Raw genomic sequence first — 24500 nt, 5'->3', positions numbered from 1 at the left:
TTTCCTGTGTGCAGATGTCCGGGCCGCCTCGCGCCGGCGGCCCGGAAGCCCCGTCAGACCGACGCGGGTGCGGGCGCCGAGCCGCCCTGCTCGGCCACGACGCCCTTGACGCGGCGCAGCTTCTTCATCGGACCGAGCTCGCTGTCGTAGACCTTCTTGACGCCGTCTCCGAGGGAGTCCTCGATGATCCGAATGTCCCGGACCAGACGCGTCAAACCCTGCGGCTCGACCGAAGCGGCTTGGTCGGAACCCCACATGGCGCGGTCGAGGGTGATGTGCCGCTCGACGAACGTGGCGCCGAGCGCCACCGCGGCCAGCGTGGTCTGCAGACCGGTCTCGTGCCCCGAGTACCCGATGGGCACGTTGGGGTACTCGGCCTGGAGGGTGTGGATCACCCGCAGGTTCAGCTCCTCGGCCTTGGCCGGGTAGGTGCTGGTGGCGTGGCAGAGCAGGATGTTCTCGCTGCCGAGCACCTCGACCGCGTGCCGGATCTGCTGGGGCGTGGACATCCCGGTGGACAGGATGACCGTGCGGCCGGTGGCGCGCAGGGCGCGCAGCAGCTCGTCGTCGGTCAGGGAGGCCGAGGCGACCTTGTGGGCCGGCACGTCGAACTGCTCAAGGAACTCGACGGCCTCGGTGTCCCAGGGCGACGCGAACCAGTGGATGTTGCGCTCGGCGCAGTACTCGGAAATGGCCCGGTACTGCTCCTCGCCGAACTCCACCCGGTGCCGGTAGTCGATGTAGGTCATCCGGCCCCACGGGGTGTCCCGCTCGATGTCCCACTGGTCGCGCGGCGTGCAGATCTCCGGAGTCCGTTTCTGGAACTTCACGGCGTCACAGCCGGCTTCCGCGGCGGCATCGATCAGCGCGAAGGCGTTCTCCAGGTCGCCGTTGTGGTTGATGCCGATTTCGCCAGTGATGTAGACCGGGCGGCCGGGGCCCACGACACGGTCCCCGAAGGTACGGAGGCGGTTGCCAGGGGTCATGATGCTGTCAGTTCCTTTCCGAGAATCCACGAGGCGATCTCGCGGATCGCGCCTGCGCCTCCCGGCGCGGAGGTGACCGCGCGAGCGGCGCCGCGCACCACGTCGTGGGCGCTGGCGACCGCGACCGGCCAGCCGACAAGGTCGAAGCACGGCAGGTCGTTGACGTCGTTGCCCGCGTAGAGCACGCGCTCCGGCGCGATTCCTTGCTCCTCGCACCACTGCTTGAGGGCGAGGTCCTTCCGGTCGATGCCGTGCAGCACGGGGATGCGCAGCTTGCGCGCCCGTGCGGCGACGACCGGGTTCTCCTCCGTGGACAGAATCAGCAGGGGCAGCCCCGCGCGGCGCAGCGCGGCGATGCCGAGCCCGTCGCCGCGGTGCACGGCGACCAGCTCCCGTCCTTCGGAGTCGACGAGCACCCGGTCATCCGTCTGGGTGCCGTCGAAATCGAGTACCACCGCGTCGATATCGGCGCGGGTCGGCAGGTAGTCGGGGAACGGGGCGGCAGGGAACGCGGCCTTGCCGCCGTCGAACAGCGGAGCCAGCGCGCGGGCGCGCGCCAGATCGTGCGGGTCGTCGATCTCCAGCACGCGCGCCGGATCGGTGCGCACCAACTCGGTGCGCCCGAAGAAGCGGTGCCGCTCCTCGCGGAAGCCGTCGGCGCGCATCGCGTAGGCGGCGCCGGTCTCCAGCAGGTCCTGCGGCCGGTCCTGGCGGCGCGGCCGGTACGCCTTGTCGTGGTTGACGCCGTGGCCGCCGGTGTGGCCGGCCTCGCGCCAGATGTAGCCGTGGAACGCGGCCACCGTCAGCGCGGAGTCGGCGCCGTCCAGGACCGCGGCGGCCACGCCGTCCAGCTCCTCGCGGGTGAGGAAGGGGCTGGTGCACTGGACGAGGAGCACGACGTCGACCGTGACGCCGTGCCGCTCCTCGTAGACGCCCATGGCGTGCAGGACGGCGGCCTCGCTGGTCGCGGTGTCGTTGGAGATCTCGGTGGGGCGCTCGATCACCTCCGCGCCCGCGGCGTGCGCGGAGGCGGCGATGCCGGGGTCGTCGGTGGAGACGACGACGGAGGTCAGCAGGCGCGTCGCACGGCACTCGCGGACGGCACGGGTGATGAGGGGGGCGTCACCGACCGGCGCGAGGTTCTTCCCAGGCACCCCCTTGGAACCCCCGCGCGCGGGGATCACAGCCAGAACAGTGCTCATGGTCACGCCTTCATTTCCTGGTCGGTTACCTTCTGGGATGATTGTCCGCCCGGCAGCGGGAGTTCCGCAGCACTCGCGTCCGTCGCAATGGTCACAGCTGCCCCCAGCGGCGGATGATCGGCGCGACGCGCTGCACTCCCGCGCGGTAGGCGCCGCGAGCGGTACGGCGGAGCAGGCGGCGCGAGGCTCCCCGCATGCCGTCCTGTGAACCGGCCGCCTGGTGCCCGGCCTTCGGCTCGCCCTTGAGGTCGAGCCCGTGCCGGGCGAGGACGCCGGGCAGGTAACCGGGGGCGGTGCGGGCGGTGTAGTAAGGGGCGAGCGGCAGCAGCCCGGACTGCCCACGCTGGTCGAGCAGCCCGGCGAGCCGGCCGCGCGCGGTGGCGAAGGCGTGCTCGTGCGGGGTGGCGATGCCCTGGTCGGCCAGCCATTCCGGCTCGGGCTCCGGCAGGTACCCGGCGTCCAGCTCGTCCCAGGAGGCGAAGCAGCCGGAGCCGATGAAGTAGTGGTTGCCCAGGGCCTCGCGGATGCCGAGGTCGCTGAGGACCGCCGTGGGAACGGACCGGTGCAGCGACTCCAGGGCCGCGGTGGAACTGACGGTGACCAGCAGGTCGGTCTCGTCCAGAATCTCGCCCATGTTGCCGTAGGCGAGACGGAAGTTGGCCGGCTGATCCTCCTTGATCCGCTCCGCGAGGCGCTGGTAGGGCAGCTCCTCGATGTGCGTGGTGTGCTCGCTCGGCTTGCTGCGGAGCTTGAGGATCACCTCGCGGTCCGGGTGGCGCCTGGCGTGCGCGACGGCGCGCTCCAGCAGGTACACGCGGTCCTTGCGCGTGGTGGGAACGGACGGCTGGACGGCGAACACGACCCGGTAGGGCCGCTCGCCGCGCTCCGCGGGACCGGGGTCGTACGCGCGTCCGTCGAGGAACGGCAGCGCGCATTCGGTGACGCAGGAGCTGTCGGCGCGCACTCCGTCGTAAACCGCGCGGAATCGCCGCGCGTCATAACGGCTGTTGGCGAGCACGAGATCGGCGCCGTGCCGAAGTAGGAGGCCGTCCGGCAGTTTTTCGTAGACGACGCCGACATAGCCGGTGATGACGACGGGTCTGTGCGCCGCGGTACGCCAGGCGTGCGCCAGTCCGTGCAGCATCGCCTGGATGGTGCCCCCCACGCAGGCGAGGACGAGGACGTCGAACGGCTCGTCCCCCCCGTCGCCGTGTGCGCGCCGCCCGAGGTCGGCGAGGAAGTCCGCCGCGCTGACCTCGGAGAGCTCGTCGGCGTCCGCGCCGATCTCCGCCAGTTGGCGCTCCGTCGGTGTGGCGCGCCCCCACAGCAGATAGCCGTGGACGGTCGACCCGGGAGCGATCCGGCGCGCGGTGAGCGCGCCCCACTTCCACCGGGTGTCGGAATCCGCCAGCACTGCCACACGGAGTGGGGTGGGGGATGAATCGGGCACGGATTGAACATTAGGCAGCGGTATCGAGTGCCGGGCCAACTCAGTCACAACAAACAGTTAACAGCATGACACGCTAAAACCAACTCACCCGTCGCGGGCACAGGTTCAACTCACGATAAGCGGAAGTTCATAGAGAAATCCCGAAGCAGATGAACGATGTTCACCTGGCGGGGCAGGATCAGCACGAGGCGGCCCGGGTACGCCCCGGCGGCTTCGCATGCCCGGCGCACACTACTAAGTGTACTGTCACTGTCACGTCGCGTGACATTCGATGGAGAGACGAGGGCGCCCCGCGCTGCGGGCCGGTGGACGTGCGGGGTGAATGATCCCCAGGAGCGTCAGGCGAGCATTCCGGTGAGCTGCCGGAGCGGCGCGCGGCGGCCGGCGGGGAACGGCCGGTGGCGCGCGGCCCCCCGCGGGGGGCCTGGTCGTGTCAGGGAGGCCGAGGGCCGGGTGCGCGGGCGGGGCTAGGGGGAAAGCCGCCCCGCCCGCGCCTGGGGCTCCCTGAGGTACGGGGGGGACCTCGGGATTGCCCCGTCGGCCGGTGACCAGTCGGCCTGTTCCTTACTGCGCCGTAGCCTCGATTTCCGTTACACGCCGGGGAAGTGCGCCCGGAGCGTCAGTCCTCTCCCAGCTCCACCAACTGCGCCAGCCTGCGCAGACCTCGATGGTTCGCCGTCCGTACCGCGCCGGGCCGGCAGCCGAGAAGAGAGGCCGCCCGCCGCGAGTCGAGGCCGAACAGCGTGCGTAAGACCACGGCTTCCGCCTGCTCCTGCGGCAGCTCGCGGACCAGGGCGAACGCCCTGGTCGTGGCCAGTGCGGCCATGGCCTCCTCGGCGGTGTCCGACGAGGCGGGCACGTCGGCGAGCGTCGTCTCGTCGGCGCGCATCTCCTGCGGGCGCCGCCCGCGTGCCCTGAGGTGATCCAGCGCGCGATTGCGCGCGATTCTCGCGGTCCAGCCCCGGAAACGGTCGGCGTCGCCGCTGAAGCGGGAAAGGTCCCGCGATATGTGCAGCCACGCCTCCGCTGTGACATCCTCCACGTCCGGCTCCGCGACGATGGTGCGCACGTAGCCGAGCAGCCGCGGATGGACCGCTTTGAAAACGGCCCCGAACGCGGTTTCGTCCCCTTCCTGCGCCGCGTGCACCGCCGCGGTCAGGTCGATGTCTGCCCCCTGCACTCCCGGCCCCCCTTTGCGGCCCTGACACCGCAGTCTTCTCAGAGCTGGTAACTGTGAGTCTCTGGTGTCTGAACGCTACGCGTCCCGGACGGCTGAGTCCATGGCGCATCCGGACGTATCCGCTCGGTAACAGAATGGCGGGACCGGACGCTGTAGGGGATACGGACCCGGGCCCGGCCAGGCTCGCGTCCGGCGGCAGCCGGGGTCTCTCCTGTGGGGGGTGGCGGCCCCGGCTGTTCGCAGCTCCCGCGGCCGGGCGGTGCCTGACGGCTCCGCGGCTCATGTCCGCTCCACTCGTTCGACCAACTGGGTGAACTCCGCCCAGCCGGGTCCCGGTTCCCGCGGGTCCCACAGTTTCTGGGCGACGGCGGCGAGCGGCAGCCTGATGCCCTCGGCCACCTGCTCGGGAGTCTGGGCATCGGCGAGGTCGCACCAGACGGCCAGCCGCCCGCCCGGCACGTGCTCGGCACCGGCGTACTCCTCCCGCACCGGGGTGCTGCCGCGCAGCACGTCGGGCGTCCACTCCTCGTATATCCGCTGCCCGGTCGGGTAGGTGAACTGGTTCGGCTCGCCGAGCACGTAGTAGAGGTACTCGGAGTTCAGATTGACCAGCCGCCATCCGCCGTCCAGGTACTCCTCGGGCTCGCGGGCGCCCTGCTCGCGACCCGTCCAGTAGGCGACCTGCCGGTCCTGGTCCGGCTCGACGACGCCGCCGCGGTGCATGCCGTCGTTCCACACCTGCGGCATCTTGTCCGCCTCGCGCGCGGTCTCGGCGCGGTCGTTCAGCCAGCCGGTGGCCAGGTCCGCGACGCCGGCGTCCGCGCCGTGGCGCTCGCGCGCGGCCTCCGCGAGCCCCGGGTAGGTGGCCTCGGGGTCCGTGGCGTTCAGCGCCACGTACTCGTCGCCGCCGAGGTGCATGAAGCGGCCGGGGAAGAGGTCGGCGTACTCGCGCAGCAGCTCGTCGACGAGGTCGGCGGCGGCCGGGTCGGCGATGTCGATGGCGCCCTCGGCCGGACTGCCGTCCGCCCTCGTCAGCTGGAGGTCGGGGTGGGCGGCGAGCACCGCGCCGAGGTGGCCGGGCGAGTCGATCTCGGGGATCACGGTGATGTGCAGCGACTCGGCGAGGTCGAGGATGCCGCGCACCTCGTCCTTGGTGAGGTGCGTCTCGGAGACGACCTCGGGGTGGGAATCGCTCGCGATGCGGAAGCCCTGGTCGTCGCTGAAGTGCAGCTGGAGCTGGTTGAGCTTGAGATCGGCCATCTCGTGCAGCCGGTCCTCGATCCACGCGGCGGGGAAGTGCTTGCGCGCGATGTCGAGCATCAGGCCGCGCTGCGGCCGGTCCGGCCGGTCGGAGACGGTGCCCTGCGGCAGACCGCCGCGGTCGGTCACGGACTGCCGCACGGTGCGGGTGCCGTAGAACACGCCGGCCTCGGTCCTGCCCGTGACGGTGACCTGCCGGTCGTCGGTCACCAGGGTGTAGCCCTCGGCGCCGGTGTCCGCGTCCGGGTCGAGGACGAGGGCGACATCGCCTGGACCCGCGCCGTCCGCGGCGCGGTCTGCGTCCAGTTCCCCGGCGAGCCGGTCGGCCTCGTCGGCGAGCGGTCCCTCGGGGTCGGCGACGACGCGGGTGGAGTCGGCGGGTGCCCAGCCGGGCCCGGAGGCTGATTCGAACGACCGCACGAAGGGGATGGTTTCCGGGGCCCCCGAGGGGCCGGTGGGCAGGGCGGAGGGGGCGGGGGACGTGGGGGTGGCCGCTTGCCGGCCGGCCGCTCCGGGACGCTCCGTGACCGGCGCGTCGTCGGTCCGCTGTACGACGGTGACCACCGTGGCGACGGTGATCACCAGCACAGCCGCGGCCAGTGCGAATATTCGCCATGGCGCACGTTGCATACCTCGAAGGTAACCGTTGGCCAGGGCCCCGCAAACGGATGACGTCCCCGCCCGTTTGCTTCCGCCGAAGGCCCCCGGGACGGTGCGAGGGGGCCCCGCGGATACCATGACCGCGGCCGGTGGACCGTATCCGGCCGGGCCAGCGGCCCACTGAGCGTCGTGTGAAGGGTTCTTCCGTGCCGGCAGGAACGTTGTACCGCGGCCGGGAAGGCATGTGGTCATGGGTGGCGCACCGCGTCACCGGTGTCCTCGTTTTCTTCTTCCTGTTCGTCCATGTGCTGGACACCGCCCTCGTCCGCGTCTCCCCCGAGGCGTACGACGACACCATCGCGCTGTACAAGATGCCCCTGGTCGCCGTGATGGAGTACGGCCTGGTCGCCGCCGTGCTGTTCCACGCGCTGAACGGGCTGCGCGTCGTAGCCGTCGACTTCTGGTCGAAGGGCGCCCGCTACCAGAAGCAGATGCTGTGGAGCGTGGTGGGCGTGTGGGCCGTGGCGATGGCCGGGGCCGCCTATCCGGTGCTCGGGCACGCGTTCCGTGAGCTGTTCGGGAGCTGATGATCATGGCCATCGACACGAACGGGTCCAGCCCCTCCGGCTACGGTCCCGACCACCCCGCGCCCGTCATCGAGCCGCCGCGCGCCCGCACCCGCCGCACCCCGCGCACCACCCGCACCAACTTCGAGATGTACGGCTGGCTGTTCATGCGGGTCTCCGGCATCCTCCTCGTGGTGCTGGTGATCACGCACCTGATGATCCAGTTGGTCCTCGACGGCGGTGTCAGCAAGGTGAGCTTCGCCTTCGTGGCGGGCCGCTGGGCCTCACCGTTCTGGCAGGCGTGGGACCTCATCATGCTGTGGCTGGCCATGCTGCACGGCGGTCTCGGCCTGCGGACGATCATCAACGACTACGCGCAGCGCGACGGCACGCGCTTCTGGCTGAAGATGCTCCTGTACACGGCCACGGTCTTCACCGTGCTGCTGGGCACCCTGGTGATCTTCACCTTCGACCCGAACATCAGCTGAAGGACCCCGGGGTGTGACGACAGCCATGCAGATCCACAAGTACGACACCGTCATCGTCGGCGCGGGCGGCGCCGGCATGCGCGCGGCCATCGAGGCAACCAAACGCAGCAGGACCGCGGTCCTGACCAAGCTGTACCCCACCCGTTCCCACACCGGCGCCGCCCAGGGCGGCATGGCCGCGGCCCTCGCGAACGTCGAGGACGACAACTGGGAGTGGCACACCTTCGACACGGTCAAGGGCGGCGACTACCTGGTCGACCAGGACGCCGCGGAGATCCTGGCCAAGGAGGCCATCGACTCGGTCCTCGACCTGGAGAAGATGGGCCTGCCGTTCAACCGCACGCCCGAGGGCCGCATCGACCAGCGCCGCTTCGGCGGCCACAGCCGCAACCACGGCGAGGCCCCGGTGCGCCGCTCCTGCTACGCGGCCGACCGCACCGGGCACATGATCCTCCAGACGCTGTACCAGAACTGCGTGAAGGAGGGCGTGGAGTTCTTCAACGAGTTCTACGTGCTCGACCTGCTGCTGAACGACGTGGCCGGGGTCCGCAGCACCGCGGGCGTCGTGGCGTACGAGCTGGCGACCGGCGAGCTGCACGTCTTCCAGGCCAAGGCGGTCGTCTTCGCCTCCGGGGGCAACGGCAAGTTCTACCGGGTCACCTCCAACGCGCACACGCTCACGGGCGACGGGCAGGCGGCGGCGTTCCGGCGCGGACTGCCGCTGGAGGACATGGAGTTCTTCCAGTTCCACCCGACCGGCATCTGGAAGATGGGCATTCTGCTCACCGAGGGCGCCCGCGGCGAGGGCGGCATCCTGCGCAACAAGGACGGCGAGCGCTTCATGGAGAAGTACGCGCCGGTGATGAAGGATCTCGCCTCCCGCGACGTCGTCTCGCGGTCCATCTACACCGAGATCCGCGAGGGCCGCGGCTGCGGCCCCGAGGGGGACCACGTCTACCTGGACCTCACCCACCTGCCGCCCGAGCAGCTGGACGCGAAGCTGCCGGACATCACCGAGTTCGCGCGCACCTACCTGGGCATCGAGCCGTACACCGACCCCATTCCGATCCAGCCGACCGCGCACTACGCGATGGGCGGCATCCCGACCAACGTGCGCGGTGAGGTGCTGGCCAACAACACCGACGTCGTGCCCGGCCTGTACGCGGCCGGCGAGGTCGCCTGCGTGTCCGTGCACGGCGCGAACCGGCTCGGCACCAACTCGCTGCTGGACATCAATGTGTTCGGCCGCCGCGCGGGCGTCGCCGCCGCCGAGTACGCGGCCACCGCCGACTTCGTCGACCTGCCCAAGGAGCCCGCGCGGTTCGTGGCCGACGAGGTCGAGCGGATGCGGGACGCCACGGGCAACGAGCGGGTCACCGAGATCCGCAAGGCGCTCCAGGACACCATGGACAAGAACGCGATGGTCTTCCGCACCGAGCAGACGCTCAAGGAGGCGCTGGAGGAGATCACGGCGCTGCGCAGCCGCTACCGGAACGTGTCGGTCCAGGACAAGGGCCGCCGCTACAACACCGACCTGCTCGAAGCGCTCGAACTGGGCAACCTGCTGGAGCTGGCCGAGGTGCTGGTGTTCTCCGCGCTGGCCCGCAAGGAGTCCCGCGGCGGGCACTACCGCGAGGACTACCCCAACCGCGACGACGTCAATTTCATGCGGCACACGATGGCGTACCGCGAGACCGACACCGAGGGCAACGACTCGATCCGGCTGGACTACAAGCCGGTCGTCCAGACCCGCTACCAGCCGACGGAGCGTAAGTACTGATGGCAACCCCGACGTTGGAGAAGCAGCCCGCGGCCGACACCGGCCACCTGGTGACGGTGACGTTCCGCATCCGCCGGTTCGACCCGGAACGGTCCGCGGACGCGTACTGGCAGGACTTCGAGCTGAGGATCGACCCGAAGGAGCGGGTGCTCGACGGGCTGCACCAGATCAAGTGGGAGAACGACGGCTCCCTGACGTTCCGCCGCTCCTGCGCGCACGGTATCTGCGGCTCGGACGCCATGCGGATCAACGGCAAGAACCGGCTGGCCTGCAAGGTCCTCATCAAGGACATCGCCGACGTCAAGGACGGTGTCGGCACCAAGCCCGTCGTGATCGAGGCGATGAAGGGCATGACGGTCCTGAAGGACCTGATCGTCGACATGGACCCGTTCTTCCAGGCGTACCGGGACATGATGCCGTTCCTGATCACGTCGGGGAACGAGCCGACCCGCGAGCGCCGCCAGTCGCCGCGCGACCGGGAGCGCTTCGACGACACCACCAAGTGCATCCTGTGCGCCGCCTGCACCTCCTCCTGCCCGGTGTTCTGGAACGACGGGCAGTACTTCGGCCCCGCGGCCATCGTCAACGCGCACCGCTTCATCTTCGACTCGCGCGACGAGGGCGGGGAGCAGCGCCTTGAGATCCTGAACGACCGGGACGGGGTGTGGCGTTGCCGCACCATCTTCAACTGCACGGACGCCTGCCCGCGCGGTATCCAGGTCACCAAGGCCATTCAGGAGGTCAAGCAGGCGCTGATCACCCGCCGCTTCTGACCTGGCCCCTCAGCGGGCGGCGCGGAGCACCAGTGTGACGAAGCCGAGCACCCCGCGGTAGCCGCCGAGCCAGCCCGCGCGGTGCGCGGTGGCCGTCTCCAGGGCCTCGGCCGCGGCGGGGTGGTCGGCGTGGTCGAGGACCCAGCGGGTCAGCGAGCCGGTCCAGTGCCACTCGTAGTCGTCCCACTCGGCGAGCGAGGAGGTGTGCCCGAACACCGGCGCCCAGCCGTCCTCCAGAACCAGCTCGACGGTCGTCCCCAGATCGGCGAACTCCTCGGGCACCGCGTCGAGCGCGGCCAGCGCCGCCGGCGTCGGCGGGCGTTCCCAGAAGCCCTCCCCGACGACCACGCAGCCGCCGGGCGCCAGATGGGGACGCACCGACGTCAGGGTCTGGAGCAGTCCGCCGAACGCGTGGGTGGCGCCCACGCACAGCACCGCGTCGAACGGCTGGTCCGACGTGAATCCCGCGGCCGACGTCTCGTGCAGCGTCAGTCGGTCGGCCACCCCGGCGCCCTCGGCGGCGCGCGCGGCGGCGGCCAGCGCCGCCCCGTTCACGTCCACGCCCACCGCCCGCGCCCCCGGCCGGGCGGCCAGCGCCCGCAGCGGCCACGCGCCCTCGCCGCAGCCGAGGTCGAGCAGGCGCCCCGCGCCGTCCGGCACGTGCGCGAGGGCCGCGGCCAGCAGGGCGTCGACCGACGCGTCGGACAGCGGCGCCGCGATCGGGTGCCCCGCATGGGTGATCAGGTGCCTCTCATAACTCTCCATGCCGCAAGCCTCGCACCCCCCGGCGGCTTCCCTGCGGCCGGACGCGGTGTCACGCTGAAACACATGAACGATCTGTTGTCCCGGCTGCGCGCGGGCCTGCCCGCGGAAGCGGTCCTCACCGACAGCGACGTCACCGCCTCCTACGCCCACGACATGGCCAGCTTCTGCCCCGCGGGCGCGCCCGCGGCCGTGGTGCTGCCCCACACCGTCGAGCAGGTCCAGCACGTGATGCGCACGGCGACCGAGGCCCGGGTGCCCGTCGTGCCCCAGGGCGCGCGGACCGGCCTGTCCGGGGCGGCCAACGCCACCGACGGCTGCATCGTGCTGTCCCTGCTCCGGATGGACCGCGTCCTGCGGATCGACCCGGTCGACCGCATCGCCGTGGTGGAGCCAGGGGTGGTCAACGCCGACCTGTCCAAGGCGGTGGCCGCCCACGGCCTGGCCTACCCGCCGGACCCCTCCAGCTGGGAACAGTGCACCATCGGCGGGAATATCGGCACCGGCTCGGGCGGCCTGTGCTGCGTCAAGTACGGGGTGACCGCCGAGTACGTGCTCGGCCTCGACGTCGTGCTCGCCGACGGGCGGCTGCTGAGCACCGGCAGGAGCACCGCCAAGGGCGTCGCCGGATACGACCTGACCCGCCTGTTCGTCGGCTCGGAGGGCACGCTGGGCGTGGTCGTCCGCGCCGTGCTGGCGCTCAAGCCGGCGCCGCCGCGGCAGCTGGTGCTGGCCGCCGAATTCGGCTCGGCCGCGGCGGCGGGCGAGGCGGTCGCCCGGATCATGGCGGAGGGTCACACGCCCTCGCTGCTCGAACTGATGGACGCCACGACGATCGCCGCGGTCAACCGGATGACGAAGATGGGGCTGCCCGAGTCGACGCAGGCGCTGCTGCTCGCCGCGTTCGACACCGCGGACCCGGCGGCCGACCTGGCCGCGGTGGGCGAGCTGTGCCGCGCCGCGGGCGCGGCCGAGGTGGTCCCGGCCGACGACGAGGCCGAGTCCGAGCTGCTGCTGGCCGCCCGCCGCGCGGCGCTGCCCGCGCTGGAGGCGGTGAAGGGCACCACGATGATCGACGACGTGTGCGTGCCGCGCAGCAGGCTGGCCGACATGCTCGACGGGGTGGCCCGCATCGCGGCGGAACACCGGCTGACCATCGGCGTGTGCGCCCACGCAGGGGATGGGAACACGCATCCCACCGTGTGCTTCGACGCCACCGACGAGGACGAGGCGCGGCGGGCCCGCGCCTCGTTCGACGCGATCATGGACCTCGGCCTGCGTCTCGGCGGCACCATCACGGGCGAGCACGGCGTCGGCGTCCTCAAACGGGACTGGCTCGCCCGCGAACTCGGTCCCGTGGGCCTTGAGATGCAGCGTTCCATCCGTCAGGTCTTCGACCCGCTCGGCATTCTCAACCCGGGCAAGGTCCTCTGAGGGCGCGGGTCACCGCTCCGTCCCGGGCAGCGCGGGCCCTGGCGGAGTGCACAGGTGGTCGACCAGCCGCCGGTGCAGCTCCTCGGGCTCGCGGTTCAGCTCGGGAACGACGCGGGTGCGCCAGGTCTCGGCGAACCGTTCGAGTGCCCGGTCGAGCGCGCGCTGCTGCATGCGACGGGTCGCCAGCAGCGGCACCGCGGCGACCGGCCTGGCCAGTCCGCGGCCGCGGATCATGACGACGACGTCGAGTCGCCAGGTCCCGTCCGGGCCCGGGCGGGGCCCGGCGTGGACGGCGGCCCGCAGTATCGGGTGCCGGGCGCGGACGATCAGCGCCGGGCGGCCGGGCGAGGCGCCGCCCGTGGCGGCGGCCTCCCACCAGCGGCCGAGGTCGAGCACACCGCTCAGCGTGAACCAGCGCAGCCGCCTGCGGCGCCCGTCCGGCCGCCGCAGCGCACCGTCCAGGGACACCTCGGCCCGTTCAGGACGCTCGGCGCCACGCAGCCACAGGGCGGACACCATGCGGGCGCTCGCCGTCCCGCCGCCCTCGGGGATCAGGTGCGCGGGCTCGGTCGCCTCGATCCGCACCCCCGTTTCGCGACCGCGGTCCCAGGCCAGCAGTTCGGCGTCCACGGTCTGTCCCTCGCTGTCGACCAGCCCGTATCTCGCGCCGGGCCGCAGATGCTGCCCGGAGCGCAGGGCGATGTCGACAACGGGCCTGCCGTCGGGGGCGACGAGCTGGCTCCCTTCACCGCGCAGGCTTTCCAGAACCGCGTGCGCCACGTCGAGGGAGCGCTCGACGTGGCCGCGGCCGACGGAGGTCAGGGTGATCGTGTGCCGTAGGCGTGCCATGCCCGCATCCTGCCGTACGGATCAGATCCGGCGCAGCTCCCACAGGCGCCACACGCCGCTGTTGGACGACAGGTTCTGAATGCCGGAGATCTCCGTGGTGCTGATGGTGATGCGCTTGTCCTGCCAGATCGGGATGAGCGACGCGGCCTCGCTTGCCTGTTCGTGAATCGTGCGGAAGTCCTCGGCCGCCCGGCCGCGGTCCGGCTCGGCCTGCGTGGCTTCGATCAGCCGGTTGACCGAGTCGCTGCTGAAGCCGGTGTTGAGGCCGTCGGCCTGGCCGACGAGCTGGTCGGTGAACGTGGACGGGTCCGGGTAGTCCGCGCGCCAGCCGATGAGGTAGGCGTCGAAGGGGTGCTGCCCGTAGATGGCGGGCAGGAACTCGGCCCACGGGTAGTACGTGATCTCCACGTCGAAGATGCCGTCCGCCTCAAGCTGGCGCTCGATCAGCTCGGCCTCGGCGTGGTTGGCGGCGCCGCGCGAGTAGGCCAGCTCGAAGGGCACGGGCAGCTCGTGGCCCGCGGCCTCCAGGTCGGCGCGCAGGCCGTCGGCCTCGGTGTCCATGTACCGGTCGTAGTAGGGCGTGCCGTGGCCCGTGAAGCCCACCGGGATCAGCGAGTACAGCGCCTCGACGGTGTCGTGCTGCACGCGGCGGGTGATGGCCTCGCGGTCGAGCAGCGCGGCGGCGGCCTGCCGGAGCTGCTCGTCCGCCATCGGCGCGCCGCCACGGGTGTTGAAGCCGAGCGTGCGGATGGAGGTGCCGGTGGACTCGGTGAAACGGTACTCCGGGTCGCTGGCGCTGAGGTCCGCCATGACGTCGGGCGGCATCTTCCCGTCGTTCACGTCGATCTCGCCGCTCTCCCACGCGTCGGCCAGCAGCTCCTCGGCGGAGGCGTCCTCGGTCTCGGTGAAGTACTCGACGCGGATCGAGTGCTCGGGGACTTCGGCGGCGCCGTCGTAGTCCGGGTTCGGCTCGAGTTCGGCGTACTGGTCGGCCTCGAAGCCGGTGAGCAGGTAGGGCCCCGAGCCGTCGACCTCGTTGTCGGCGCGGGGTTCCAGCTCTTCGTACTTCTCGCGGTCCACGATCGCGCCCGCGGAGCTGGCCACGACGAACGGGAAGGTCGCGTCCGGCTTGCTCAGCTCGAAGATGACGTCGCGGCCGTCGACGCGCACGGCGTCCAGCGTGGCCAGCAGGCTGGAAGGACCGGCGTAGGTGAACTTCTCGTCCTCCGGAATGCTGTCGTCCGCGTCCTCCTGCGCCGCCCGCTCGGTCATGGCGAGGATGCGGTCGAAGGAGAACTTGACGTCCTCCGGAGTGATCTCCCGGCCGTTGCTGAAGGTCAGGCCGCCGCGCAACTCGCAGCGGTAGACCGTCAGCTGATTGTCCGTGAACACGCACTCCTCGGCCGCGTCCGGGACGGGCTGCTCCTCGCCGGGTGCGTAGGTCAGCAGTGACTGGTACAGGTTGCTCGTCAGCATCGACGCGCCCGCGTCGAACGCACCGCCTGGATCGAGCATGGATGGTGTGGAGGTGGTGCCCACGACGATCTGGCCCTGCCCGTCACTGTCCGACCGGAAGAACATCCAGCCGCCAACCGCACCGACCACCAGTACCAGGGCCAGTCCGATACCTATGGCCCCTCTGGCCCGGATTCGTCGCACTCCCCGCGCCTCTCCTCGGAAGACATCATGCGGGGCCAAGCCAACCACAGGGGCATATCCCATGGAGTACGCAGGGGGCAACGGACGGGCCACAACTCGCGCTGTGACCGGGCCGTCACGTCTCGGGAACGACTCCCGGCACTCCGGGAACGTCGATGTGGAACTCCACCTCCACCGGCCGCCCGTCGAGCCTGACCGCCACGCTCTGGCTGCCGAGCTGGGGCGAGAAGGCGGCCAGCAGGTACTCTCCATGCGTCGGCGCGATCACCGTGAACCCGCCGTCCTCCGCACTGCGCGTCTTCACCAGGTGCCGTCCACCGCCGGCCCCGGACAGCGTCACCACCGCGCGGGGCAGGGCGACCCCCAGGGAGTCGCGTACGCGGCCCCGGATAATGAGGGCCTCCGCCCCGATCTCGTCCGCCATGCCTTCGCTCCTCCGCCACCGCGTTCTGTATCCGTCACGCTGTCAGTTTGTTCCCTGGTCGTTATCCAAGACACCAGCGTGGCGCGAATAGTTGACTCAGAAGCGAGCTTGAGACGAAAACTGGACAATCGCACGTTCTTTTTGGGCTTCGCCCGCGGGACCGCGGGACCGCGGGTCAGCTCTGGCGGGAGGCCAGTTCGACGACGGTGATGTCCGGGTCGGCGCCGATGCGGACCGGCGGGCCCCAGGCCCCCGCGCCGCGGGTGACGTAGAGCTGTGTGTCCCCGTACCGCTCCAGGCCCGCCAGGGTCGGGTTGGCCAGGCCGGCGAGATAGGTGACGGGCCACATCTGCCCGCCGTGGGTGTGCCCGGACAGCTGGAGGTCCACCCCGTGGTCCACGGCCTCGTGTATCTGCACCGGCTGGTGCGCCATGAGCACCGTGGCCCGCCGCCGGTCCCGGTCGCCGAGCGCCGCCTCGTAGTCGGGGCCGCCGAAGTCGGTCCCCTTGCCGTCCTCGTCGTTGACGCCCGCCAGGTCGAAGTGGGCCAGTTCGTCGCGGGCGTTCTCCAGGGGCCGCAGCCCCAGCTCCGCCACGTGCTCCAGCCACTCGCGCGGGCCGACCCGGTACTCGTGGTTGCCGGTGACGAAGTAGGCGCCGTCGCGCGACCGCAGCTGCGCGAGCGGCGCGGCGGCCGACCGCAGGTCGTCCACCTCGGCGTCGACCAGGTCGCCGACGACGGCGATGAGGTCGGGCTGGGTCGCGTTCACCGCGTCCACCACGCGCTGGCAGTGCGAACGGCCCGCGACCGGGCCGAGGTGGATGTCGCTGACGACGGCGATGCGGTAACCGTGTCCTGCCCGCGGCAACTTGGCCAGCGGAACCGTCACGTGCTTGGTGGTCAGGTTCCGCGCGGCCCACGAGCCGTAGCCGAGCAGCCCGGCCGTCACCGTTCCCGCGCCGACCGCCACGCCGCGCGCCAGCAGGACCCGGCGGCGCAGCCCCGCGGCGTCAGGACCGCCCGCCGGCTCCGGGCTGTCGCCCCCGTCCCCGCCGCCCTCACCCGCGGGCGCAGGCGGCACGGCCGGCGCGGCCGGGCCCGCGGCGGTGCCGACCGGCACGGGCTCGGCCACCGGCTCGGCCACCGGCTCAGCCACCGGTTCCGCCTGCCGCTCCGCCGCCGCGCGCCGCGCCCTGCGCAGCACGGCGAAGCGGATCGGCTCGGAGACCAGGAGGGTCAGGACGAGGTAGAGGAGGGCCGCGTACCAGTAGAAGCCCGGCCAGCCCACGACCCGCTGGACGCCGAACGGCACACCGAACTCGCCGCCGGTCGTCGCCATGATGGCCAGTAAGGGCAGCGCCACCAGCAGCCCGGTGCCGGCTCTCCGGTACCAGCCGCCGGGCCGCGACACGTCCCGCACGAGGCGTTTCCAGAGGTACCAGTGGACCCCGGCCATGAGCAGGACCATGGGGATGATGGCGCCGATGGGCATGAGCGTCCTTCCTCGTCTGTGATGTCAGTATGTGGGGGCCCGCCGTCCCCCGGATGATCGGGGGCACTCACCGGTTTGGGCCGCTCCGCCCGACCACTTCCCGGGCGGCAACGGTAGGTTCGCGGTGTGCCGTTCAATCGCTCGTCTTCTTTTCGGACGCCCGTTCGCGCCCTGGTGCTTTCGATAGTCACCACCGGGCTGCTCTCTCCCGCTCTCGCCGCCCGTGCCGAGGACCAGGCGCCCGCCATCGGCGGTGAACTCCTGGGCCGGCCGGGCACACAGGCGCACACCGGTGACGGGGTGCCCGCCGTGCCAGAGGAGCTGACCGCGGAGTCGTGGCTCGTCGCCGACGCCGAGACCGGCGAGGTGCTTGCCGCCCACGACGCCCACCAGCCCCTGCCGCCCGCGAGCACCATCAAGATGCTGTTCGCCGACACGCTGCTGCCCAAGTTCGACCGCGATGACCTGTACCGGGCCCAGCCCGAGCACTTCGCGGACCTCGGCCCCGGCAGCAGCGCGGTGGGCATCGACGACCACAGGACCTACACGGTCGAGGACCTGTGGCACGGCGTCTTCCTCGCCTCGGGCAACGACGCCGTCTACGCGCTGACCGCCATGAACGGCGGCAAGGAGGGGACCGTCGCCGAGATGAACGCCCGCGCCGAGGAGCTCCAGGCCGCGGACACCCACGTGGTGAACCCGGACGGCTACGACGCCAGGGGCCAGGTCTCCTCCGCCTACGACCTCACCCTCATCGCCCGTTCCGGGCTCCAGAACGCCGACTTCCGCGAGTACGCCGCCACCCCGGACGCCGACTTCCCCGGCGAGGGCGAGGGCGAGGACCGGGAGACCTACGAGATCCAGAACACCAACCGGCTGCTCGTCGGCGCCCCCGGTCTCGACCCGTACGAGGGCATCGCCGGCGTCAAGAACGGCTACACCAGCGCCGCGGGCTACACGTTCACCGGTGTCGCGGAACGGGACGGCCGCGTGCTGCTGGTCACCGTGATGGACCCGGACAGCGGCGACAACCTCGCCGTCTACCGGGAGACCGCGGCCCTGTTCGACTGGGGCTTCTCGGTGGCCGGGACGATCCGCCCCGTCGGCGAGCTGGTGCGGCCGCTGAGCGAGATCGCCGACGCGCCCGCGGAGGGCGAAGGCGGCAGTCCGCAGGGCGTCGGCGAGGGCAGCAGCGACGGCAAGAACGCCGGGGAGGTGCCGCTCGAAGGCGCGGCGGGCGGCGGGGATTCCGGGGTCGGGCCCGCGGTGGTCGGGTTCACGGCGGCGGGCCTTGCGGTGCTCGCGGCGGCGGCGTGGCTGTTCCACCGCCGTCATCCGCTGCCGGCCGCCGTTCGGGCTCCGCGTCCAGCGCGTCGGCCCCGAGACGCTCCCGGGGAGTGACCGCGGTGGCCGTCCAGGCGCAGCACACCAGCAGGAGCTTGGCCATCAGGTTGATCCAGACCAGGAGCGCGACGGGCACGCCGAAGGCGCCGTACACGTTCCGGGTGGCGACCTCCGTCAGGTAGCCGCCGAGCAGCTGCTTCAGCACCTCGAAGCCGACCGCGCCCATCGCGCAGGCCGTGAGCGTGGCGGTGCGCGGCGGCCTGACCCCGGGCAGCCACACCAGCAGGTACACCAGCAGGAAGAACGTGACGACCATCGCCAGCAGGTAGGCCAGGAGCTGGAACGGCAACGCGGCGCCCACCCGCCGCGACGCCCAGTGCACCGCGCCCATGCCGAGCGCGGACGCGGCGAGCGAAAGCAGCGTCACCGCGCCGAGCCCGGCCAGTACGCCGATGTCCCTGGCGCGGCGCAGGAAGACGTTGTCCTCGGGGTCGGCCAGGTCCCACAACTCCCGCAGGCAGCCGCGCATGGCGTCCACCCAGCCGGCGCCCGTGGGCAGGACCAGCGCGAGCGAGACGAGGCCGATGGTGCCCGCGTGGTCGAAGAGCGCGCCGAGGTCCAGCTGGTCGGAGATGCCGGGCACCTGGTCGGACGCCCACTGCTCGATGTCTTCCAGGTGCTGGTCGCTGAGCAGCGCCGCGCAGGTGGCGGCGGTCAGGCCGAGCACGGGGAAGAGGGTGACGAAGCTGGTGAACGTGATCGCGGCGGCCAGCCGCGTCCACGTGCGGTCGTCCAGGTGCCGGTACACCTGCCAGGCACGGCTGCGCAGGAACCAGGCCACCGCCGGTCCGATCCAGGGCAGCCGGGTCAGTTTCTCCATAGCGCCGCTCACGCTATGGCCGTGTGCCCCCTTAACGACCGGCCGACACGCGACCGGCCCGCGGGCGCCCTCCGCGGCGGCGCGGCAGGACAAGGGGCCTACGCCGCCTCCTGCGCCCGTTCGAACGCGGAGGAGGCGGGCCGCCGCTGCCGCGGGCAGGGCGCGAACCGGAACTCGCGCCGCAGCGCCCAGGCGCCGTCCCCGCCCTGCTCGTACAGCGCGAAGCCGGCCACCGTCCACGCCGCCTCGTACCGGGCGAGGTCCGCCTGCGCGGCGTCCATCGCGTCCTCGCCGATGCCGTGCGCGACGGTGACGTGCGGGTGGTAGGGGAACTGGAGCTCGCGGGCCAGCGGCCCGCCGTCCTCCCGGACGCGCTCCTGGAGCCAGCCGCACGCCGACCCGCCCTCGACGACCTGCACGAACACGACGGGCGACAGCGGGCGGAAGGTACCCGTGCCGTACAGCCGCATGCGGAACGGGCGCGCCGCCGCGGCGATGCCCGCGAGGTGCTCCTCGATGGCCGGCCGGGCCGCGGCCTCGACCGCGGTGGGCGGCAGCAGGGTCACATGCGTGGGGATGCCGGCCGCGGCGGCATCCCCGAAGCCCAGGCGGCGGCGCTGGAGGCGGCTGCCGTGCGGCTCCGGGACCGCGATCGACACGCCGAGCGTGACGGTCCCCGCCAATTCCCTCTCCTGTCGGTGCTGGTCGTCTCGTGGTACTGGTCGTGCTAGTCGTGCTCAGGTCCGGGCCGCGGGCAGGAAGCCCGTCTTCTCGTAGACGTCCGCCAGCGTGCCGGCGGCGACCGAACGCGCCTTCTCCGCGCCCAGGGCGAGGATGCGGTCGAGCTCGGCCGGGTCGTCCAGGTACTCCTGGGTGCGGCTGCGGAACGGCGCCACCCAGTCCGCGAATATCCCGGCCAGCTCCGTCTTCAGCGGGCCGTAGAGCTGACCGGTGAACTTCTCCTCCAGCTCGGCGACGCCTATCCCGGTGAGCGCCGAGTAGATCGACAGCAGGTTGCTGACGCCGGGCTTCTCCTCGGGGTCGAACCTGATCACCGTGCCGGTGTCGGTCACAGCGCTGCGGAACTTCTTCTCCGACTTCTTCGGCTCGTCCATCAGCCACACGATGCCGCGGGGCGAGGACGCCGACTTGCTCATCTTGACCGAGGGGTCCTGGAGGTCGTAGATCTTCGCCGCGTCCTTCAGGATGTGGGCCCCCGGCACGGTGAACGTGTCGCCGAAGCGCCCGTTGAACCGCTCGGCGAGATCCCGGGTCAGCTCGATGTGCTGCCGCTGGTCCTCGCCGACGGGCACCTCGTTCGCCTGGTACAGCAGGATGTCGGCGGCCTGGAGCACCGGATACGTGAACAGGCCGACGGTGGTGCCCTCGGTGCCCTGCCTGGCCGACTTGTCCTTGAACTGCGTCATGCGGGCGGCCTCGCCGAAGCCCGTCAGGCAGTTGAGCACCCAGGCCAGCTGCGCGTGCTCGGGCACCTGGCTCTGGAGGAACAGCGTGCACCGCGCCGGGTCCAGGCCCGCGCCCAGGAGCTGGGCCGCGGCGAGCCGCGTGGCCTCGCGCAGTGCCCCGGGGTCCTGCGGAATGGTGATGGCGTGCAGGTCGACGATCGAGTAGAAGGCGTCGTGCGTCTCCTGGAGCGCCACCCACTGGCGGACCGCGCCCAGGTAGTTGCCCAGGTGGAAGGAGCCCGCGGTGGGCTGGATTCCGGAGAACACGCGGAGACGTCTCAAGGCCATGCGGCCCATTGTCTCAGGTCCGCCCGCGCCCCCGGGAGCCCAGCCCGCGGCCGCGGAAGGGCGCGGAGGTATCTTGATGGCGAGACAGTGAACGGCCGGGAGGCGCGCGGCGCGGGCCGCGGTCGTCCGGCACGGACACCCGTCCGTCCCAGGGCGGACGGGCGGGGGATAATCTGGCCGCGAAGCGGCCGTCATTGACCCGGAAGGCCCCACATGCCCCGCACACCCGTCAACGTCACCGTCACCGGCGCGGCCGGCCAGATCGGCTACGCCCTGCTGTTCCGCATCGCCTCCGGGCACCTGCTCGGCCCGGACACCCCGGTCCGCCTGCGGCTGCTGGAGATCACCCCCGCCCTCGGCGCCGCCGAGGGCACCGCCATGGAGCTGGACGACTGCGCGTTCCCGCTGCTGGCCGGCATCGACATCAGCGACAGCCCCGACGTGGCGTTCGACGGCGCGAACGTCGCGCTGCTCGTCGGCGCGCGCCCCCGCACCAAGGGCATGGAGCGCGGCGACCTGCTGGAGGCCAACGGCGGCATCTTCAAGCCGCAGGGCAAGGCCATCAACGACCATGCCGCGGACGACGTGAAGGTCCTGGTCGTGGGCAACCCGGCCAACACCAACGCGCTGATCGCCCGTTCGGCCGCCCCCGACGTGCCCGCCGAGCGGTTCACCGCGATGACGCGCCTGGACCACAACCGGGCGTTGTCCCAGCTGTCGAAGAAGACCGGCGTCCCGGTCGCCGAGATCCGCAGGCTCACCATCTGGGGCAACCACTCGGCGACCCAGTACCCGGACATCTTCCACGCCGAGGTCGCGGGCAAGAACGCGGCCGAGGCCGTCGCCGACGAGACCTGGCTGGCGGAGGACTTCATCCCGACGGTCGCCAAGCGCGGCGCGGCCATCATCGAGGCGCGCGGCGCCTCCTCGGCCGCCTCGGCGGCGAACGCGGCCATCGACCACGTCCACACCTGGGTGAACGGCACCCCGGAGGGCGACTGGACCTCCATGGCCGTGCCGTCCGACGGGTCCTACGGCGTTCCGGAGGGCCTGATCTCCTCGTTCCCCGTCACCACCGCGGGCGGCGAGTACCGCATCGTCCAGGACCTCGCCGTGAACGCGTTCTCCCGCCCCCGCATCGACGCCTCCGTCGCGGAGCTGGCGGATGAGCGCGAGGCGGTTCGCGCCCTCGGTCTCATCTGAAACACTGCGGACGTAACCCCTGTGGCCCCCACACACGCTGTCGGGGCCACACTGCGTCCGCCGCCGCACCTGTCGAAGGAACCCTGCCGATGCCCATACGTCACCCCCTCCTCGCCGGGGCAGGTGCCCTCAGCCTGGTCGCGATGAGCGCGTGCAGCCTGGCCGACGGGGTGACGGAGACCGAGGAGCGCCCGCCCGTGCTCATCGCCATGCCCGCATGGCCCGGCGGCCAGGCGAACGCCGCGGTCGCCGCCCACGTCCTGGAGAACGAGCTGGGCGTGCCGGTCGAGCGGGTCGAGTCGGGCCAGGCGGACGCCTGGGACGCGCTGGGCAGCGGCGCCATCCAGGCGATCCTGGAGGACTGGGGCGCGGTGCCTGACAAGGCCGAGCTGTACGTCGAGCACAAGAAGTACGTGGTGGACGCCGGTGCGCTCGGGATCACCGGGCACGTCGGCTGGTACGTGCCCAGGGCCTTCGCCGAGGCGCACCCCGAGGCGCTGGACTGGCACCGCCTCGGCGAGTTCACCGATCAGCTCGGCGGCCGGATACTCCAGGGCGACCCGCAGTTCGCCACCCGCGAGGAGACGATCATCGAGGACCTCGGCCTCGATCTGCGGACCGCGGCGGCGGGCAGCGAGGACGCCCTGGTCGCGGAGATATACCGCGCGGAGCGCGGCGGCACGCCGCTGCTCACCTACTTCTGGCAGCCGCACTGGCTGGCGGAAGAGGTCGAGCTGGTGGAGGTCGACCTGCCCGGCTACTATCCGCACATCGAGCTGCGGAAGTACCTCAACGCCGAATTCGCGGCGGAGGGCGGCGAGGCCGCCGAGTTTCTCCAGCGGTTCTCCTGGACGGAGCGCGACCAGAACGAGGTGGCCGGGCTCATCGCCAACGAGGGCATGACCCCGGCCGCCGCCGCGGAACGCTGGGTCACCGAGCACCCGGACGCGGTGGCCGCCTGGCTCGGGGAATGACCCGGCCCGTCAGCCCGCGGAGAACCGCAGCACGTCGCTCAGGAACGGCACTTCCAGCCACGGGTCCGGCTCGGCCATCAGCGTCAGCAGCACGATCACGCCGCCCAGCAGCGAGTACGTCACCACGTCGGTGAACCGGGACCTGACCGCCAGCATGCCCACCGCGGGCAGCCAGCCGCGCAGCAGCCCGCCCCCGATCAGCCCGCCGCCCACCACCAGGAGCCCGATCCGGAAGTCGGCGAGGGTGATGAGCAGCCCGGCCAGGACCGTACCGAGCACGGCGAGGAACGGCCACTGCCTGATCGGGGCCGGGGCTTCGCCGCCCGCGCTGCGCCGGCCGCCCTCGGGCCTGGCGGTGCCGCGCGTCGGGTACTTGTCGGCCGTCCTGCGGCGCCTGCGCCAGACGGTGCCGTTCGCGCCCATGGAACGCCTTCCCTCACTCTTCGGCCGCGGCCGCGCGCTCGGCGGCCTCGACCACGTTCGTCAGCAGCATCGCCCGGGTCATCGGGCCCACGCCGCCGGGGTTGGGCGAGACCCAGCCCGCGACCTCGGCCACCCCCGGGTGGACGTCGCCGACGATTTTGCCCTGCTCGTCGCGGCTGACGCCGACGTCGAGCACGGCCGCGCCCGGCTTCACGTCCTCCGGCTTGACCAGGTGCGGCACCCCGGCCGCGGCGACCACGATGTCCGCACGCCGCAGGTGCGCCGACACCTCGCGGGTGCCGGTGTGGACCTGCGTCACGGTCGCGTTCTCGCCGCGGCGGGTGAGCAGCAGCGGCAGGGAGCGGCCGACGGTGACGCCGCGGCCGATGACGACGACGTGCGCGCCGGCGAGGGCGACGCCGTACCGGCGCAGCAGCGCGATGATGCCGTTCGGCGTGCAGGGCAGCGGGGCGGGCTCGCCGAGCACGAGACGGCCGAGGTTCGTCGGGTGCAGCCCGTCGGCGTCCTTGGCCGGGTCCACCAGCTCCAGTACGCGGTTGACGTCGATGCCGCGGGGCAGCGGCAGCTGCACCAGGTAGCCGGTGCAGGCGGGGTCCGCGTTCAGCTCCTGGACGACGGCCTCGACCTCCGCCTGGGTGGCGGTGGCCGGCAGGGCGCGCCGGATCGAGGCGATCCCGACGGCGGCGCAGTCGCGGTGCTTGCCCGCGACGTACTTCTGACTGCCGACGTCGTCGCCCACCAGCAGCGTGCCGAGCCCGGGAGTGACCCCGCGCTCCCCGAGGGCGGCGACCCGGGTGGTGAGATCGGATTTGATCGCGGCTGCGGTGGCCTTGCCATCGAGAATCTCGGCGCTCATGCCCCCATCCTCGCGGATGCGGGGGCCTGCCCACCAATCCGCCCCCGGAACACCGCATGTCTGCCGCGCCGGACGATGTATCAGCTTTGCCACAGTCCCGCCGTCCAGGTGGACAGCGGGGAAGGCGCGGCTGTGGAATA

The 24500-nt window shown here is 71.8% G+C and carries 21 protein-coding genes and 2 pseudogenes; 8 read left to right on the top strand and 15 right to left on the bottom strand.

What is annotated here, in order from left to right; all coding sequences use genetic code 11:
* Positions 1-53 precede the first annotated feature (53 nt).
* The 5 genes and pseudogenes from RM779_RS14000 to RM779_RS13980 all read right to left on the bottom strand — a co-directional run bounded on the left by RM779_RS14000 (position 54) and on the right by RM779_RS13980 (position 6708).
* On the bottom strand, positions 54-986 hold the full coding sequence (locus RM779_RS14000; RefSeq protein WP_311617998.1) for an N-acetylneuraminate synthase family protein: 933 nt from the start codon (positions 984-986) through the stop codon (positions 54-56).
* Positions 983-2188, bottom strand: coding sequence for an N-acylneuraminate cytidylyltransferase (locus tag RM779_RS13995; RefSeq protein WP_311617997.1), 1206 nt, complete (start codon positions 2186-2188; stop codon positions 983-985). Before RM779_RS13995 ends, RM779_RS14000 begins: the two co-directional genes overlap by 4 nt.
* A 91-nt stretch (positions 2189-2279) precedes the next feature.
* Entirely contained in the window at positions 2280-3638 is a 1359-nt protein-coding gene (locus RM779_RS13990; protein WP_311617996.1) for a DUF6716 putative glycosyltransferase, read from the bottom strand.
* 622 nt (positions 3639-4260) lie between these two features.
* Positions 4261-4818, bottom strand: a pseudogene (locus RM779_RS13985) (RNA polymerase sigma factor); the annotation flags it as partial.
* 279 nt (positions 4819-5097) lie between these two features.
* The gene (locus tag RM779_RS13980; protein WP_311617995.1) at positions 5098-6708 is read right to left on the bottom strand and encodes a family 20 glycosylhydrolase; all 1611 of its coding nucleotides are present in this window, start codon (positions 6706-6708) and stop codon (positions 5098-5100) included.
* A gap of 176 nt (positions 6709-6884) precedes the next feature.
* Between RM779_RS13980 and sdhC the strand changes: the two genes are divergently transcribed.
* Genes sdhC through RM779_RS13960 form a run of 4 tightly spaced genes read left to right on the top strand, consistent with a single transcriptional unit; the run spans position 6885 to position 10285 of the window.
* Positions 6885-7265: a succinate dehydrogenase, cytochrome b556 subunit gene (sdhC, locus tag RM779_RS13975; RefSeq protein WP_311617994.1), complete on the top strand. Its 381-nt coding sequence runs from the start codon at positions 6885-6887 to the stop codon at positions 7263-7265.
* A gap of 5 nt (positions 7266-7270) precedes the next feature.
* A complete protein-coding gene (gene sdhD / locus RM779_RS13970; protein ID WP_077063302.1) occupies positions 7271-7732 on the top strand; it encodes a succinate dehydrogenase, hydrophobic membrane anchor protein in 462 nt (153 codons plus the stop codon).
* A gap of 25 nt (positions 7733-7757) precedes the next feature.
* On the top strand, positions 7758-9512 hold the full coding sequence (gene sdhA, locus RM779_RS13965) for a succinate dehydrogenase flavoprotein subunit (RefSeq protein ID WP_311618015.1): 1755 nt from the start codon (positions 7758-7760) through the stop codon (positions 9510-9512).
* Positions 9512-10285, top strand: a complete 774-nt coding sequence (locus tag RM779_RS13960) for a succinate dehydrogenase iron-sulfur subunit (protein WP_311617993.1) — start codon at positions 9512-9514, stop codon at positions 10283-10285. The genes sdhA and RM779_RS13960 overlap by 1 nt, the downstream gene beginning before the upstream one ends.
* A 9-nt stretch (positions 10286-10294) precedes the next feature.
* Here the strand turns inward: RM779_RS13960 and RM779_RS13955 are convergent, their stop codons facing one another.
* A complete protein-coding gene (locus tag RM779_RS13955) occupies positions 10295-11050 on the bottom strand; it encodes an SAM-dependent methyltransferase (RefSeq protein ID WP_311617992.1) in 756 nt (251 codons plus the stop codon).
* Between the two features lie 63 nt (positions 11051-11113).
* Here RM779_RS13955 and RM779_RS13950 point away from each other — a divergent pair, with 63 nt between their 5' ends.
* Entirely contained in the window at positions 11114-12481 is a 1368-nt protein-coding gene (locus tag RM779_RS13950; RefSeq protein ID WP_311617991.1) for an FAD-binding oxidoreductase, read from the top strand.
* 9 nt (positions 12482-12490) lie between these two features.
* On the opposite strand, the gene RM779_RS13945 is transcribed toward RM779_RS13950, so the two are convergent.
* The 4 genes from RM779_RS13945 to RM779_RS13930 all read right to left on the bottom strand — a co-directional run bounded on the left by RM779_RS13945 (position 12491) and on the right by RM779_RS13930 (position 16905).
* Entirely contained in the window at positions 12491-13330 is an 840-nt protein-coding gene (locus RM779_RS13945) for a hypothetical protein (RefSeq protein WP_311617990.1), read from the bottom strand.
* 21 nt (positions 13331-13351) lie between these two features.
* The gene (locus RM779_RS13940) at positions 13352-14989 is read right to left on the bottom strand and encodes an ABC transporter substrate-binding protein (RefSeq protein ID WP_311617989.1); all 1638 of its coding nucleotides are present in this window, start codon (positions 14987-14989) and stop codon (positions 13352-13354) included.
* A 115-nt stretch (positions 14990-15104) separates the two neighbouring features.
* Entirely contained in the window at positions 15105-15413 is a 309-nt protein-coding gene (locus tag RM779_RS13935; RefSeq protein WP_077059444.1) for a carboxypeptidase-like regulatory domain-containing protein, read from the bottom strand.
* Positions 15414-15588: 175 nt separating this feature from the next.
* Positions 15589-16905: a metallophosphoesterase gene (locus RM779_RS13930; RefSeq protein WP_311617988.1), complete on the bottom strand. Its 1317-nt coding sequence runs from the start codon at positions 16903-16905 to the stop codon at positions 15589-15591.
* 174 nt (positions 16906-17079) lie between these two features.
* Here RM779_RS13930 and RM779_RS13925 point away from each other — a divergent pair, with 174 nt between their 5' ends.
* Positions 17080-18306: a D-alanyl-D-alanine carboxypeptidase family protein gene (locus tag RM779_RS13925; protein WP_394813287.1), complete on the top strand. Its 1227-nt coding sequence runs from the start codon at positions 17080-17082 to the stop codon at positions 18304-18306.
* A gap of 64 nt (positions 18307-18370) precedes the next feature.
* Here the strand turns inward: RM779_RS13925 and RM779_RS13920 are convergent.
* From RM779_RS13920 to trpS, 3 genes and pseudogenes are all read right to left on the bottom strand, one after another.
* Positions 18371-19129, bottom strand: a pseudogene (locus RM779_RS13920) (YihY/virulence factor BrkB family protein); the annotation flags it as partial.
* A 98-nt stretch (positions 19130-19227) separates the two neighbouring features.
* Positions 19228-19812 carry a 2'-5' RNA ligase family protein gene (locus RM779_RS13915; protein WP_311617987.1) on the bottom strand — a complete coding sequence of 195 codons (585 nt, stop codon included), beginning with the start codon at positions 19810-19812 and terminating at the stop codon, positions 19228-19230.
* A 54-nt stretch (positions 19813-19866) separates the two neighbouring features.
* A complete protein-coding gene (gene trpS / locus RM779_RS13910) occupies positions 19867-20883 on the bottom strand; it encodes a tryptophan--tRNA ligase (RefSeq protein ID WP_311617986.1) in 1017 nt (338 codons plus the stop codon).
* A 213-nt stretch (positions 20884-21096) separates the two neighbouring features.
* Here trpS and RM779_RS13905 point away from each other — a divergent pair, with 213 nt between their 5' ends.
* Together RM779_RS13905 and RM779_RS13900 are read left to right on the top strand one after the other, a co-directional pair.
* Positions 21097-22086 (top strand): malate dehydrogenase, encoded by a 990-nt coding sequence (locus tag RM779_RS13905; protein WP_311617985.1) that lies wholly within the window; start codon positions 21097-21099, stop codon positions 22084-22086.
* Positions 22087-22175: 89 nt separating this feature from the next.
* Positions 22176-23060 carry a glycine betaine ABC transporter substrate-binding protein gene (locus tag RM779_RS13900; protein WP_311617984.1) on the top strand — a complete coding sequence of 295 codons (885 nt, stop codon included), beginning with the start codon at positions 22176-22178 and terminating at the stop codon, positions 23058-23060.
* A gap of 9 nt (positions 23061-23069) precedes the next feature.
* Here RM779_RS13900 and RM779_RS13895 read toward each other — a convergent pair whose 3' ends face one another.
* Positions 23070-23483, bottom strand: coding sequence for a DUF3017 domain-containing protein (locus tag RM779_RS13895; RefSeq protein ID WP_311617983.1), 414 nt, complete (start codon positions 23481-23483; stop codon positions 23070-23072).
* A 13-nt stretch (positions 23484-23496) separates the two neighbouring features.
* Positions 23497-24360 carry a bifunctional methylenetetrahydrofolate dehydrogenase/methenyltetrahydrofolate cyclohydrolase gene (locus RM779_RS13890; RefSeq protein WP_311617982.1) on the bottom strand — a complete coding sequence of 288 codons (864 nt, stop codon included), beginning with the start codon at positions 24358-24360 and terminating at the stop codon, positions 23497-23499.
* Positions 24361-24500: the final 140 nt, after the last annotated feature.

Source organism: Streptomyces johnsoniae, assembly GCF_031845565.1.
Lineage (GTDB): Bacteria > Actinomycetota > Actinomycetes > Streptomycetales > Streptomycetaceae > Streptomyces > Streptomyces johnsoniae.
This window is presented reverse-complemented; position numbering and strand designations above follow the sequence as displayed.